The following is a 15,172-nucleotide window of genomic DNA, read 5'->3' as shown; positions in this document are numbered from 1 at the left end:
CGGTTCCTGATCGGGCGGCTCCGGCCGCGAGCGATGTCGAGAGGCTCCTCGCCAGGCGTCGAAGAGCTCAGCCGTCCTTCCGCGGACCGGCGCATGGGAGCTCGACCGTGAACGCAGCGCCTTCCCCGAGCTGGCTCTCGACGCGGATCGAGCCGCCATGCGCCTGGACGATCGAGCGGGAAATGTAGAGCCCCAGGCCGAGCCCACCATAGTGCCTGGTGGAGACGGCGCGCGCGAAGCGCTCGAAGATGCGCGCCGTCTGGGCCGTCTCAATACCGATGCCATGATCCCTGACGACGAGCCGCGCGATCCCTGCGTCGTGACCGATGTGGATCTCGATGGGCTTGCTGGCCCCGAATTTGATCGCGTTGGAGAGCAGGTTGGTCACCACCTGATCGAGCCGCGGCCGATCCCAGAAGCCCACCGTGGGCCCCTCGTCGTGGATCGACACCGCGCACCCGGCCCGCGCGAGGTTGAGCTCGAGGCGCGTGACGACCTCGCGGACGACGGCCGCGAGATCGACCTCCGCGAGGTCGAGCGGGAGCTCGTTCGTGTCAATCTGGGAGACCTCGAGGAGCTCGTCGATGAGGCGGTTCAGCCGCTGGCCCTGCGCGTGGGCGAGCTCGATGCGGTTCCGCAGGGTCGAGGACTCGAGGGGCCCTGCGGCGCGACCTGCCTTCAGCATCGCCTGGAGCGCGAGCGTGAGCGACGTCATCGGGGTGCGCAGCTCGTGGGACGCCACCGACAGGAACTCCTCGCGCAGGCGCAGCGCCTCCACGGTCTGGCGGTGGAGGCGCGCGTTGTCGATCGCGATCGCCACGCGGCGCGCGAGCTCCTCCGCGAGGCGGACGTCCGCGCTCCCATAGCGCCCCGGCTTGTCGGAGCCGAACGTGATCGCCCCGATCGGCTTTCCCCTGGCGATGAGCGGAACGGAGAGCGCGGACTGAATCCCCATCGCGCGGATGAGCCTCGCATGCTCGCCGTCGGCGCAGTTGGCCCGGATCTCGGCGTCCGTGAGCGTCGGCAGGCGCACCGGCTCTCCCGTCCGGATCGCGCGGGCCGCCGGGCTCCGCGAGCCGGGCCGGAGCGGATTGAGCCTCGCGAGCTCCCCAAGGAACACCTGCTCGGCCGGATCGGCGTTCATCCCCGCGATCCGCTTCACCTCGGCCTCTTCGATGACGTCGATCACGAAGGAGTCGGCGAGCTCGCCGACAGACAGCGAGGCGAGCTTTCCCAGGACCTGCTCGTAATCGATCGACCCGTTGAGGAGCACGCTGGCCTCGGCGAGGAGGGCCATACGGCGCTCCGCCTCCTCCGCCGCCGCCCGCGCCGCCTGCTCCTCGGCAAGACACAGGGCGCTGTCCAGCGAGATGGCCGCTTGGGCGGCGAGGAGCTCGAGCACCTCCGTGTGCTCGCTCGTGAAGGCGCCGGTGACGAGGTTGTTCTCGAGATAGAGCATACCGACGAGCTCAGCCTGCCTGAGGATCGGCAAGCACAGAACCGATTTGGGCCGGGTCCGGGCGATGTGCTCGTCCGAAGAGAACGTCGGCGCCTCGGCGGCGTTCGCGAGGAGCACGTGCCGCTTTGTCCGCGACACATAGCTGATGATCGAGGCCGGCAAGAGCGGCGAGGGCGTCGCCGGCAGCGAGCGGAGGAGCTTCACGGAGGCCGCCTCTTTCTCGTCGAGGAGGGCCTCGGCTTCGATCGTGAGGCCGCCTTTTCGGCAAAGGATCACGTATCCCTTCTGCGCCCCGGCCTGCTGGATCACGACCTCGACGAGCCTGCTCAAGAGGTCGTCGAGCACGATCTCGCGCGAGATGGCCTGCGACGCCTTGACGACCGACAGCACGTCGAGCCGCTCGGCCCCGACCGCGAGCGTGGCGGTGGGCGCGAGCGACCTCCGCTCGACGAGCCCTGGGTAGAGCCTGTCGAGCTGCCTCACCTTGCCGTCGGCCCCCCAGCGCACGTAGCGGGCGCGGGCCTCGCGCAGGTACCCATCCGCGATCTGGTCGAACCCGCGCGCGCGGTAGAAGCGCGCGGCCGTCTCGTAGGCGATCGCCTCGTTGTTGACGAAGCCGTTGTCACGGGCGGAGCGGATTGCCTGCTCGTACAGGTGCGCCGCCCTCTCCGCCTCGCCGCCGAGGCGCGCCTCTTCTGCGGCGACCAGCGCCGCGCGGCTCCCGAAATTCTCGGGGCAGCTCGAAGCCCAGGCTTCGAGCTGCCGAAGATGAGCGAGCAGCGCTTCGCGGTACGACCGCCGATCGTCAGGCGAAGCCTCGTCATGATGGGCGGCCAGCGCCAGCGCGCGATAGAAATGGTACTCGGCCCTTTCAAGAACGAACCCGGTTATCCACAGGATCGGCTCTGCCACCGCAGCGGCCGCCACGGCGGACGCATAGTCGCCGGCATGGAACCGCGCCTCCAGCTTGCGGATCCAGTACCAGCACTTGGCCATCAGCAGGGACGGGTCGCCGGCGAGGTGCGCCTCGAACTGGTTTTCGTCGAATTGCTCGTCGTTGAACGAGGAGAACGACGGCGAAAGCCCGCGCAGGGCGCGGATGAGCCGCTCCTTGCCAACGCCGACGTCGATGAAGAGCCCGAACCTCGCCTTCCGTGTGAGGGCGAGCGATCGCTCGGCTTCCCGTTGCGTCTCATCGAGCGATTCCCCTCCGGCAAGGAGCAGCGTGACCACACACTCGGAGACGGCGCAGGCAACCATCAGGTCGCCGGTCTCCACGGCCGCGCCGAGGGCGCGCCGGAGCCACTCGATGCCGCTGCGGAGCGGTTTTGCCCAGGGATTGATGGCCAGCCCGAAGACGGCGTAAACGGTGGCGCGGAAGCGGAGCTGCCCGCGTTTCTCCAAGAGATCAAGCCCGAGCTTGCCGAAGCGAAACCCCGCCTGATAGTCGCCGAAGAACGGGCCGAGAAGCATGCCGAGATTAACATAAGCGAGGCACGAGCCGTCGCAGTGGCCATGCTCGAGGCTGAGGTTGACCATCCGACAGGCCACGAGGCAGAGGAGCTGTTCGTCGCTGAACGAAGCCGGTCTCACGAGCGCGGTGAGGACTTCCATCGTCGCCTGCCAGCGCGCGTCTGTCACCGGCGGCAGGTCGAGGAGCTCCTCGATCGCGCGACTCCCGAGCTGCCCCTGCATCCACTCATAGTCGTGCCGTACGTCCTCCCTCGTCGGCTGCGCTGGCCACTCGATTCCGATGCGCCGGAGATAGTGCAGGCCGGCGTCGATCGCCCGATCATTCCGAGTCTGTGTCGCGTAGAGAATTATTTGCGCGCAAGCGACGGCGCCCGCGTCGATGAGATCCTTGGCCTTGCGCGCGAGCGTACGGAGCCGCTCTTCCGCCGCCTCGAACGCGCCCGTCAAGTACTCGCACTCGGCCCGGTTGAGCTCCAGCGCGAAGGTGAGCTCGTACCGCCGGTCCCAGCTGTCTCCTGCCAGCAGCGCCGAGCCGGCGGCGAGGTACCTGAGCGCCGAGGCGTAGGCCGTCGACCTCTTGGCGCGTTTGCCGGCAATCAGCTCGAGCTCGGCCGCCCGCTCGCGCTCCTCTCGCGACGTGATCAGCGCGGCGCCGCGGTCGAGCTGGTTCACGATCTCGAAGATCTTCTCCTCGATCTCATCCGCCGCCGTCCGCGACAGGAGCAGCCTGCCGATCTCGAGGTGCGCCGCGGCGCGCTCGGCCTTGGGGACGAGCGAATAGGCTGCCTCCTGGACGCGGTCGTGGGGGAATTGGTACGCGCCCTCCAGGCGGAGGATGAGCCCGGCGCGCACGGCCGGCGAGAGATCCTCGTACAGATCCGGCTCCGAGCGGCCGAAGATGCGGGTCAGGATGGAGACCTCCGCGGTGCTCCCCACGCAGGCGAGCTGCCTCAGCGCCTTCTGGGTTCGCTCAGGGAGCCGCGCGAGCTTCTCGACCATCAGGTCGATCACGTTGTCGGTGATGCCTTTGGCGTAGATCTTCCGGATGTCCCACCGCCACGCCTCCGCGAGCGCGTCGAGCTCGATCAGGCGCTCGTCGTGGAGCGCGGTGAGGAACTGGATCACGAAGAAGGGGTTGCCGGCCGTCTTCTCCTCGACGAGGCGCGAGAGCGGCGCGGCGCGCTCGCGGGAGCAATGGAGGGTATCGCTGATGAGCGCGGTGAGGTGCTCGCTGGAGAGCGGGCCGAGCACGATGTCGGCGACGCGCGCGCCCTCCTTCCGCACCCTGTCGAGCGCCAGCGTGAGCGGGTGCGAGGGGGGCACTTCGTTGTCACGGTATGCCCCGATAACGAGGAGATGACGCGCCTCGGCGCGGGTCATCAAATCCTGAAGGAGCTCGAGGCTCGCCGGGTCGGCCCACTGGAGATCGTCGAGAAAGAGCGCGAGCGGGTGCGGCCTCCGGGCGAAGACGCCGATGAAGCGCTGGAACACGCGCTTGAACCGGCTCTGCGCCTCGGCCGGCGGCAGCGAAGGGACGTTCGGCTGCCGGCCGATGATGAGCTCGACCGGCGGGATCACGTCCACGATGAGCTGCCCGTTCGCGCCGAGGGCTGAAAGGAGCCGCTCTTTCCAGGCGGCGATCTTCTCCTCGCTCTCGGCGAGGATCTCGTCAACGACCCCGGTGAACGCCGCGACGATCGTGGCATAGGGGACGTCGCGCTTGTATTGCTCGAACTTCCCCGAGGCGAAGAAGCCCCGCTCGCGGACGATGGGCTTCTCAAGCTCACGCACCAGCGCCGATTTACCGACGCCGGCGTAGCCGGAGACCAGCAAGAGCTCGGGGACTCCATCGCGGACAACGCGCTCGAAGGCGCAGAGCAGCTCGGAAATCTCCCTGTCGCGCCCGTAGAGCTTCTGCGGGATCTGGAAGCGGTCGGATACGTCCCGCTCGCCGAGGGGGAACGGCTCGATCGTGCCGCGGGAGCTCCATGGCTCGAGGCACCGCTCCAGATCGTGCCGGAGCCCGCGAGCGCTCTGATACCTGTCCTCGGCCTCCTTTGCGAGCAGCTTCATGAGAATGGCCGAGACGACGTCCGGCACCCAGGGCGCGCTCTCCGCGGGGGGGGTGGGCGAGCGGGCGATGTGGCAATGCACCCACTCCATGGGGTCGGCGGCCTGGAAGGGCAGCTTGCCGGTGAGCATCTGGCAGAACGTCACCCCCAGCGAGTAGAGGTCGCTCCGCTCGTCGGGCGCTCGGTTCATTCGTCCGGTCTGCTCGGGCGACATATAGGGCAGCGAGCCCTCGATCTGCCGGAGGCCAGCGCTCGCCTGCCAATTGCACGGCAGCGTCGAGGCGAGCCCGAAATCGATGAGCTTGACCTCGCCCGTCGTGGGGTGGACGAGGATGTTGTCGGGCTTGATGTCTTTGTGGACGACGTTCCGCTGATGGATACCCGCCACAGCCGAGACGATCCGGATCGCGAGCCGCAGGAACTCCGCGATGTCCATCGGCGGGCCGACCGCTCGATCGAGCGACTCGCCGCCGTAGTCTTCCATGACGAGGGCCGGCCTGCCTTCGTAGGTCTCGAGGGCGATAGGCCTCACGGCGGCCGGGATATTCAGCGCGCTCTCGATCGAATACTCGTTCTTCAGCCACGTGAGGTGCTGCGAGCGGTGCTGCGGGGCGAGGACCTTGAGGACGACCGGCTGCCCGTCTGCGGCGCGGACTCCGCGATAGAGCACAGCCCCCTTGCTCGTGGAGAGGACCTCCTTGATGACGTACGTCGTATCCATCCTTTTCCCACCAGCCCAGGAGCCACCTCGGCCGGCATTGCCCCGTGTATCCGTGAGTATCGTCGCGACCCCCTGAGAGCGCGTCTAGCAGTAAATGGCCTGATTTTTGCTGCTGAACCCGGCCGGCGGCAACGCTGACGCCGGGCGGGCTGATGGGAGCGGAAGCAGCGGCGGGATGATGGGTTTAATGGTGGGCAAGCAGGGAGGATTCTACCGCCGGCTGGGACAGCCGACGCGTCATCAGCCGCACCATCGTCACAGAATGCGGCTCTCATCCTCGCGAAACGCGACGTCGAGCACCCAATGGCACTGGTTCTCGATCGACCAGTGGTCACGGATCAGGGATGCCATCGTTTTTGCACTGGTCCGCGCGCGGGAGCTGATGAAGAAGTGTGCTTGCGCGCGGCTCCGGTAGCGCGTGTCCTGGGGCTGAGGTGTCGGGGAGCCGTGAGGGGGCCGTGAGCGCCTTGGGAGCGGGGCCCGCGGCCCGTGAGGGGCCGTGGGGGCGTTGTGGAGGACCGCGGCGCCTGGGGGGCCCGGGGAGCCGCCCGAAGGCTCGTGACCCGCCCAGGGGGCTCAGGCGAGCCCGCTGCGCTGGAGCAGGGCGTCGAGGGTGGGCTCGCGGCCGCGGAAGCTCTTGTAGAGATCCATCGGGTCCTGCGTGTCGCCGAGCGCGAGGATCTGGCTCCGGAACGCGTCGCCCACCTTCCGGCTGAACAGACCCTCTTCCAGGAAGCGGGAGAAGGCGTCGGCGTCCAGCACCTCGGCCCATTTGTACGAGTAATAGCCCGCTGCGTAGCCCACCGGGCTCGAGAAGAGGTGCGAGAAGCCGGCGATCATGGCGTAGCCCTCGGGCAGCGGGACGGGCGAGTAACGCCCGAGGACCTCGCGCGCGAACTCGACGACATCACCCTGCTCTCCGGTCCAGTCCATGTGGAGCGCGAGGTCGATCTCGGCGAAGCCGAGCTGCCGCATCGTCGCGGCGCCCGCGCGGAACGTGCGGGCCGCGCGCATCCGCTGGAGCAGGTCGTCCGGGACGGGCGCGCCCGTCTCGTGGTGGCGCGCGAAGAGGTCGAGCGCGTCCCGCTCCCAGCACCAGTTCTCCATGATCTGCGAGGGGAGCTCGACGAAGTCCCAGGCGACGTTGGTGCCGGCGAGGCTCCGGATCGGCACCCGGCTCGAGGCGTGGTGCATCATGTGACCGAACTCGTGGAACAGCGTCTCGACCTCGCGGTGGTTGAGCAGCGCGGGGCGGCCGCCGACCGGCGGGGTGAAGCTGCCCGCGAGGACCTCGAGGTGGCGCGCGTCCTCGCCGGCCGCGCGCCCGTCCTCGCTCGGCGCGCCCGTGACGAGCCCGTGCATCCAGGCGCCGTCGCGCTTCTGCTCGCGCGGCACGAAGTCGAGATAGAAAGCGGCGCTCTGGGCGCCGTTCGGCTCGACGAGCTGGTAGGCGCGGACGCTCGGGTGCCACGTGGGGGCGGCCTGCCAGGGCGCGATGCGCACGCCGTAAAGGCGGTGGGCGATCTCGAACAGGCCGGAGACGACGCGATCCAGCGGGAAATACGGGCGGAGCGCCTCGTCGTCGAAATCGTAGCGGGCGCGGCGGAGCTTCTCGGCGTAGTAGGCGACGTCCCACGGCGCGAGCGGCGGCGCGTCCGGGCCCTCGATCTCGCGGCGGAAGGCGGCGAGCTCCTCCTTCTCGCGGGCGAAGACCGGCTCGGTGCGCGCCCGCAGCGTGTCGACGAAGCGCCGCGCCGCGGCGCCCGTCTTCGCCATCCGGTCCTCGAGCACGAGATCGGCGAAGCTCGCGTAGCCGAGCAGCCTCGCCTTCTCCCCGCGGAGCTCGAGGATGCGGCGGATGAGCGGCCGGTTGTCGTGGTCGCCCTCGGTCGCCCGCGTGTTGAAGGCGCGGTAGAAGCGCTCGCGGATAGCGCCGTCGTCGAGGTGCGTGAGCACGGGGATGTAGCTCGGCGCCTGCAGCGTGAAGCGGTAACCCTCGATGCCCCTGTCCTTCGCGCCCTGACGAGCCGCCTCGACCGCGCTCGGCGGCAGGCCGGCGAGGCGGGCAGCGTCCTCGACCACGAACTCGAAGGCGTTCGTCGCGTCGAGCACGTTCTGCGAGAAGCGCAGGGTGAGCGTGGCGAGCTCGACGTCGATCTCGGAGAGGCGCTTCTTGCCGGCCGGGTCGAGCTCGGCGCCGCTCCTCCGGAAATCGTCGAGGGTCTTCTTCAGGAAGCGGTGCCGTGGGCCCGTCAGCGCCGCGGCCTCGGGCGTGGCCGCGTACGCCTTGAGCGCGCCGTAGACGCCCTCGTTGAGGGCGATGCCGCTCAGGAACTCGCTGACCTCCGGCTGGACGGCGTTGTACGCGGCGCGCAGCGCGGGTGTGGTGGACGTCGATTCGAGGTGCGAGACGACGTTCATGGCGCGGTCGAGCCGCTCGGTGACGGCCTCGAGCGCGGCGAGGGTGTTGTCGTACGTGCGGGGGCCGGGCGCCGCGACGAGCGCGTCGAGCCGGGCGCGGGCGTCCTGGAGCAGCGCGCGCACCGCGGGCTCCACGTGCTCGCTCCGGATGCGATCGAACGGGATCTCGAAGCCGAGAATGAGCAGGGGATTGTCGGTCGCTTCGGTCATATCGTTCCTGGTTGGGCTTGAGGGGCCGGCGGACGGGCGCGGGCCGGCGACCCTCGGCCGGTCCGCGCAGCCCTACCTTGGTAAAGGCGCCGGCGAGGGTTGGCCAGTAGTTCGTCGTCCAAGTTCTTCCATGTTGGATGGGAAGGGGCCGAGCACCCGCCCCGGGGGCCTGATGCCACGGCGAGGGAGGAGCTTGGTGAGACGAGGTGAAGCGCGGGCGAGCGGCTAGACGCCCAGCCACCGCGCGACGATCGTGGCGAGCACGTCGGACGTCCCCGAATGGATGCTGCCGCCCAGGGCGTCGTCGATGGCGGAGGGGAGGCCGCTCTCCTCGAGGTAGCCAGCGCCGCCGCGGAGCCGGAGGTCGTCGAGCGCGGACGCCACGGCCGAGTCCGCCGTGTGCCACTTCGCGAGCGCGGCCTCGGCCTGGCCGCGCTCGCCCTGGTCCAGCGCCCACGCGGCGCGGTAGATGAGCAGCCGCGACGTCTCCAGCCGCAGCTTCATCTGCGCGAGGCGGTGCGCGACGGCCTGGTGGCGGGCGATCGCCTGGCCGCCGATCTCGCGCTCGCGGGCGAAACGGACGGCCTCGCCGAGGGCGCGCTCCATGGCGCCGAGGCGGAAGGCGAGGATGAGCGCGCGCTCGAAGGTCATCGCGATCTGGAAGACGGCGAGGCCGGCGCCGGCGCGGCCGAGGAGCGCGTCGTGGCCGACCTCGCAGCCGGCGAACGAGACGGGCGCGAGCCGCGCGCCCCGGAGGCCCGCGGTCGCGAGCGGCGCGCCGGGGAGGATGCGCGCGGCGCCCTCGCCCGCGGCGCGGGGGACGAGCAGCGCGGTGAGGCCGCGCGCCGGGGCCCCTCCGGCGCGGCCGCCGCCGTCGCGCGCGATCGCGAGGTACACGTCGGCCCGGTCGGCCCAGGTCACGTACCGCTTGTCGCCGGTGAGCCGGTAGCCGGCGTCCGTGCGGTCGGCCCTGGCCTGCACCGACGCGACGTCCGAGCCCGCGCCGGCCTCGGTCGCGGCGACCGTCGCCATGCACGCGCCGCTCGCCATCCGCGGCAGCCACGCGCGCTGCTGCGCGGGCGTGCCCACCCGCGCGAGCAGGAGCGCCACGCCGAAGAGGTGCGCCCCCGCGGCGAGCAGGACGCCGCCGTCGCGCAGCGTCGCGCCGAGGCCCTCGTAGGCGAGCGCCGTCGTGACGAGGTCGAGGCCCTCGCCGCCGAGATCGCGGGCGATCGGCAGGCCGAGGGCGCCGCCCCGGGCGAGGACGCGCATGCGATCGTCCGGGGCCGCGGCGTCGGCCTCGGCGCCGAGGGCGCGCATGCGGTCGTGGACGGCGCGCTGGGAAGGGGTCCACCCGAAGTCCATCGCCGCTGCGATACCAGAGCCGGCGAGGGGCGGGGAGGAGACGAGGACGGCGCGCGCCGACGACGCGCGCGCGCGGGCTCAGTAGGGGCGCTCTCCGGCGAAATTGCCGGGAGGATCGTAGTTGCACACCCAGATCTGCCAGGTGCCACCGCCGAACGGCGAGCCGGTCGTGCAATCGGCGACCCCGCAGCCGAGCCGCAGGGAGTCGGCCCATACCACCTGAGTGTAATGGCCGCAGGTGGAGCTGCAGGCATTGCTCGCAAGATCGTAGTTGGCCGCCTCGTCGACCCACGAGGCGACAACATCCTCCGGTGTGGGTGACGAGCCGGCCGACGCGAAGATGTTTTCGCCATAATCGCTCGCGCTATGGCCGAACATGCACTGGGCGGCATAGGCCTGAGCCACCGCGGCGATCTCGGGCGACCACAAGAGAGGGGGCACCGGCTGATCGGCAGGCGGGTCGACGGCGGCGCGCGCGGCATTGTGGGCCGCCGTCATCCCCGTCATCCTGGGCGGCTCGCCGGCGGCCTGGCCGCTCGTCGGGCTCTCGTCGTCGGACGAGGCGCCGCAACCGGCCGTCAGGGCGAGCACGAGAGAGAGCTGCACGAACCGGGGGAGCCGTGGGCCGAGCGTCATCACGGGGCCATTGTCCTACGGCTCGGCCGAGCTCTGCAACGGCGATTCGATGATGGCTGGTTGAACCCACGACGTGCCGTGTCATGGCGCGCCCTCTGCCCTCCCCTGGACGGCCGCGACCGGGCGTTCTTCCTACCTCTGCCGTCGACATGAACATCAACAGATCTCGTCGTGAATGGCTCCCGTGCTGACGGGCTTCGCCCTAGGGTGACGTCGAGACGAGCAACAATTCCGCAGCATGGGCCTTGTCATGTGGGTCGATCTATGAACTATTGTCGCCCTGCTTCGGAGGCGGCTGCAGGCCGAGCTCGGAGGCGAGCGTGCTCCCTCATGGGGTTTCACCGCTCTCCGTGGCAGTCCCGCACCAGCGGCACGCCCGACAAAGAACCAAGGAGTTTCCCGATGAATATCCGTGTGACGTGGCGAATCGCGGCATTCCCGCTGGCGCTGGCGGGGCTCTCCGTCATCCCGGCGATGGGGTGTGACAAGGTCTCGGAGCTGCAGAGTGACATCTGCTGTCGCGACTTCACGCCGGGCGCCGATCTCGCCACGGTGGAGTGGGGTCTCGAGGGCGAGGCAGAGCTCAATTATGGTGCCTTCATGCAGTCCGTGTCGGACTTCACGGGCGCCGCGGGCGCCATCGTGGCGGACGTGACGAGCGCCTGTCAGGCGATCGCGCTGGACCTCGGCGCGGACGTGGCGACGATCACGGCGACGAAGCCGAACGAACGGGCGGAGCAATGGTGTGAGCTCGCCGTCGACGCGCTCGGGGACGCGACGGCCGACCTGTCGATCACCTTCCAGCCGCCGAGCTGCACGGTCGACGCGAGCGTGCAGGCGAACTGCGAGGCGAGGTGCAGCGCCAACGTCGAGTGCCAGCTGACCCCGGCGGAGATCGTCGCGCGCTGCGATCCCGGTCAGCTCTCGGGGCGGTGCGAGGGGAAGTGCACCGGCTCGTGCGAGGGCTCGGCCAACCTGGCGGTCCACTGCGAGGGGACGTGCCAGGGGACGTGCGAGGGCACGTGCGACGGCGATTGCGCCGCGACGACCGCCGGCGGCGACTGCCGCGGCGAGTGCCAGGGCACCTGCACGGGCGAGTGCCGTGGCTCGTGCGCGTTCGCGGCCGAGGCAGAGGTGCAGTGCAACGCCGATTGCTCGGGCTCGTGCGACGTCCAGTTCAAGGCGCCGAAGTGCAGGGCCGAGCTCAAGCCGCCGAGCGCCGAGTGCCAGGGGTCCGCGGAGTGCAGCGGCTCCTGCGAGGCGAGCGCGAGCGCGAAGGCCAGCTGCAAGGAGCCCGCGGTCAACATCGAGGGTGGGGCCGACGTCGAGGCGGCGATCGCGACGCTCAAGGCGAACCTGCCGCGGCTCCTCGTCGTCGCGCACGCGCGCGGCGAGCTGCTCCTCGCCAGCGCCGAGGCGGTGGTCCAGGCGGGCGGCAACCTCGAGGGCGCGGCCACCGGCAGCGTGAAGGCGGGGGCGTGCCTCATCCCGGCCACCAATGCGATCACGCAGGCGGTCGAGAACATCCAGGCGGGCATCACGGGCAGCGGCAGCGTGATGGCGAAGCTGGAGATCGCCCCCCCCGGCCCGTGAGCGCAGGGCCCGTGAGCGCAGGCCCGGCAGCGGCGCAGGCTGCGGCCGGGCGCGCGTGAAGGAACCCGTCAGGCCAGCCGCTGGCGCAGGCCGCTCACTGCGGCGCTGCGCCCCTGGTCCGGGCGCGGAACGCCTCCGGCGTCACGCCGGTCCAGCGCCGGAACGCCCGGTGGAACGCGCTCGGCTCGGAATAGCCGAGCAGGTACGCCACCTCGCCGATCGCCATGTCCGCGTCGAGGAGCGCCGCAGCGCGGCCGCGCCGGACCTCGTCGAGCAGGGCGTGGACCGACGTCCCCTCGTCGCCGAGGCGGCGCTGGAGCGTGCGCGGGCTCATCCGCAAGCGCGCCGCGAGCGCGCCCAGGTCGGCCCCCTCGCGCAGCCGCTCGCCGAGGAGCGCGCGCACGCGGTCGGACAGCGCGGGCGGCGCCGCGCCCGGCAGGCGCGCCGCGGCGGCGCTCATGTGGCGCTCGAGGAACGCGGCGAGCGCCTCGTTCGCGTGCGGTAGCGGCCGAGCGAGCTCTTCGACTGGCAGGACCAGCTCGGTCGCCGGCGCCCCGAACAGCACCGGCGAGCCGAGCCGCCGCGCCTTCTCCTCCGGATCACCCTCCGGCGCGTGGCGAAAGCGCACCGCGAGCGCCTGGATCGGCGCGCCGCACATGCGCCCGGCGTTCACGAGCGCGTCGAACGCGAACATCTCCGCGAGCTGGCCGTGGGCCGGCCGGTCGGGCCCGAAGGGCACGAACCCGAGGTGCGCGCGGCGCCCGCGGATCTCCAGCGTGTAGCGCTCGCCCTCGTTCCAGATCTGCTGGTAGCGGAGCATCCGGCGGAACGACTCTCCGAGCGTAGGGCTGCTCATGGCCAGGAAGCCGAGCGCGTCGAAGTGCTCCGGCTCGAAGCGCGCCGCGAAGTCGAGGCCGAGGTGCGGATCGGCGGACGCCGCCACGGCCGCCTCGATGAGCGCGTAGAACGCCGCGAGCGGCACGCGGGCGTCCGGATCGGCGAGCGCCGCGCCGGCGAGCCCCGCGGCCTCGAGCAGCGCCCGCCGATCCGCCCCGCGCTCCGCGGCGTGGTCCGCGAGCTGCGCGGCGGTGCGGGCCCAGATCGTCGGGGCGGGCGCCCGCGGGGCCTGGCGCCGCATGTCAGCCCTTGTGGCGCGCGCTGTCACTGCTCCCCGGCCGGGCCGGCCCCAGGCTTCCGGGCGATCGGAGGAGCATCATGCGAAAGCACGGCATCGAGGAAGGTCGCGGCGCGTTCGTCGAGGGCGCCTGGTACATCATCGCGGACGCGGCCTGCGTGGGCAAGCGGCCGGTCGCCGTCGAGCGCTTCGGGACGCGGCTCGTGCTGTTCAGGGACGAGCGCGGCGCCCTGGTCGTGGCGCGGGCGCGCTGCCCGCACCGCGGCGCGGACCTCGGCCTGGGGCGGGTCGTGGACGGGGCGATCGAGTGCCCGTACCACGGCTTCCGGTTCGCCTCGGACGGGCGCTGCGTCGCGATCCCGTGCGAGGGGCGCGGCGCGAGCGCGCGCGGCGCGGGGGATGCGCTCGCGCTGACCCGGTACGAGGCGCGGGAGCACCGGGGTTTCGTGTGGCTCTTCTGGGGCGAGCGGCCGGCTGAGCTGCCGCCGGTGCCCTGGTTCGATGGCCTGCCGCCGGACGAGCGGCACGCCCACACGGCGTCGATGGACTGGGACGTGCCGTTCGCGCGCGCGATGGAGGGCATGCTCGACTTCCACCACCTGCCGTTCGCGCACCGCCCCTGGGTCCCCGGCGTCGGCGCGATGCTCGACCCTTGCGAGGTCCGCGTGGAGGGCGACGTCATCCACGCCGAGGCGGTGCTGCGCCACGACGACGGGGAGCCCTGGGACGGTCGTCGGGGGTGGAGGTTCGAGATGGAGGTGCGCTTCCCGGGCGTGCTGCGCCTCTCGTTCGGGAAGCGCGTGGTTGGCATGGCGGGGTGCGCGCCGATCGACGCGGAGCGGACGGCGATCGTGGGGCGGTACTACGTGCCGATCCCGGTGATTGGGGGGTTGCTCGCGTGGCTCGGGTTGCGGGCGGAGTTCTGGCTGATCCAGCCGGGCGACGAGCGGATGCTCGCGTCCTCGGAGCCGCGCGACGCGGATCTCGACGCGTGCCGCTTCGTGCGCGCGGACGCGGGGATCCTCGCGTGGCACAAGATGCGGCGGGCGCGGCTGAAGGCGCAGCGCGCGGGGGAGCCGCGCCGGCTGCCGGTCGAGGCGGGGTGAGGCGGCGCCGGGCGACTCACGATCGCACGGATCTGCTCCACGACGAGGTTGAAAACCTATCCAACGGTCAACTGGCGCGCTCCTGACAAGGGTTGTGGGTAGGCCAGCTGCTCGTCGATAGGCTCCCACCTACGCGCCATCTCGTGATGTCCGTGATCGCGAGATGCTCCCCAGCAGGGTGCCGGATCCGATGAGCGCTTTGGTGATCGGCGTCGTGGCAAGTGCCGCGGGCCCATGGGTGTGACCGCGGCGTGGGGCCGCGCGGGTGGCTGCGTGGTGCGTCAGCCGCGCATCGAGACGAGCGTCTGGACCACGAGCCGCAGATCGTCCACGTCGAGCGGCTTGTCGAGCACCGCGTCGGCGCCCAGGCGGTAGGCCTCCGCGTGCGTCTCCGGGTCGCCGAACGCGGTGATGAGGACCACCGGCGTCGTCCAGTCGTCGCGGCGCAGCCCGGCCAGCAGATCGAGTCCGCTCGCGCCTGGCATCCGGATGTCGCTCACCACGACATCGACCGGGCCGCCGTTCCCGGAGACGAGCGCTTCGCCCATCAACTCGAGGAGGTGCTTGGCGTCATGCGCCTCCAGGACCTCGTAGCCGTCGCGGCGGAGGGCGGTGGCGAGGAGCAACCGCAACTCCCTGTCGTCTTCGGCGAGCAGCACGCGGATGGGGGTCGCGCCGGGGTGGACGCGCGGCACCGGCTCAGGGGGCGTATTCAGGATCGAGGCAAGACCGCGCATCGAGTCGGGGGGCATCGGGCTCTCTCCTTGGTGAGAGGCCTGTATTGCAGGCCGCGTGCCGCCCACCGACGGCCGTCCCAAACCGACCGGGGTTGGGGTGGCTGGAACCGACCGGGGTTGGGGGGGCTGGCTGGAACCGACCGGGGTTGGGGTGGCTGGCTGGAACCGACCGGGGTTGGGGTGGCTGGCTGGAACCGACCGGGGTTGGGGTGGCTGGCTGGAACCGACCGGGGTTGAGGCCGCA

The 15,172-nt window shown here is 71.1% G+C and carries 8 protein-coding genes and 1 pseudogene; 2 read left to right on the top strand and 7 right to left on the bottom strand.

The genetic code is table 11. The features are described from left to right. Positions 1-67: 67 nt before the first annotated feature. From WME82_RS37390 to WME82_RS37370, 5 genes and pseudogenes are all read right to left on the bottom strand, one after another. Complete coding sequence (locus WME82_RS37390) at positions 68-5,725, bottom strand: AAA family ATPase (protein ID WP_438039223.1); 5,658 nt, start codon at positions 5,723-5,725, stop codon at positions 68-70. 261 nt (positions 5,726-5,986) lie between these two features. Then, positions 5,987-6,115 (bottom strand): annotated as a pseudogene (locus tag WME82_RS37385) (ISAs1 family transposase); the annotation flags it as partial. Between the two features lie 186 nt (positions 6,116-6,301). Next, complete coding sequence (locus WME82_RS37380) at positions 6,302-8,356, bottom strand: M3 family metallopeptidase (RefSeq protein ID WP_438039222.1); 2,055 nt, start codon at positions 8,354-8,356, stop codon at positions 6,302-6,304. Between the two features lie 225 nt (positions 8,357-8,581). Beyond that, positions 8,582-9,721 carry an acyl-CoA dehydrogenase family protein gene (locus WME82_RS37375; RefSeq protein WP_438039221.1) on the bottom strand — a complete coding sequence of 380 codons (1,140 nt, stop codon included), beginning with the start codon at positions 9,719-9,721 and terminating at the stop codon, positions 8,582-8,584. A 78-nt stretch (positions 9,722-9,799) separates the two neighbouring features. Continuing rightward, positions 9,800-10,357 (bottom strand): CAP domain-containing protein, encoded by a 558-nt coding sequence (locus tag WME82_RS37370; RefSeq protein WP_437748081.1) that lies wholly within the window; start codon positions 10,355-10,357, stop codon positions 9,800-9,802. Between the two features lie 402 nt (positions 10,358-10,759). Between WME82_RS37370 and WME82_RS37365 the strand changes: the two genes are divergently transcribed. Beyond that, entirely contained in the window at positions 10,760-11,950 is a 1,191-nt protein-coding gene (locus WME82_RS37365; protein ID WP_438039220.1) for a hypothetical protein, read from the top strand. A gap of 94 nt (positions 11,951-12,044) precedes the next feature. Here WME82_RS37365 and WME82_RS37360 read toward each other — a convergent pair whose 3' ends face one another. Beyond that, entirely contained in the window at positions 12,045-13,088 is a 1,044-nt protein-coding gene (locus tag WME82_RS37360; protein WP_438039219.1) for an AraC family transcriptional regulator, read from the bottom strand. Between the two features lie 77 nt (positions 13,089-13,165). Here WME82_RS37360 and WME82_RS37355 point away from each other — a divergent pair, with 77 nt between their 5' ends. Continuing rightward, complete coding sequence (locus tag WME82_RS37355) at positions 13,166-14,191, top strand: Rieske 2Fe-2S domain-containing protein (protein ID WP_438039218.1); 1,026 nt, start codon at positions 13,166-13,168, stop codon at positions 14,189-14,191. A gap of 281 nt (positions 14,192-14,472) precedes the next feature. Here WME82_RS37355 and WME82_RS37350 read toward each other — a convergent pair whose 3' ends face one another. Beyond that, positions 14,473-14,943: a response regulator gene (locus tag WME82_RS37350; RefSeq protein WP_438039217.1), complete on the bottom strand. Its 471-nt coding sequence runs from the start codon at positions 14,941-14,943 to the stop codon at positions 14,473-14,475. Between the last annotated feature and the right edge of the window lie 229 nt (positions 14,944-15,172).

Origin of the sequence: Sorangium sp. So ce128 (assembly GCF_051525245.1) — a bacterium.
Lineage (GTDB): Bacteria > Myxococcota_A > Polyangia > Polyangiales > Polyangiaceae > Sorangium > Sorangium cellulosum_B.
The sequence above is the reverse complement of the archived record's forward strand: the minus strand, read 5'-3'. Positions and strand labels throughout refer to the sequence as shown.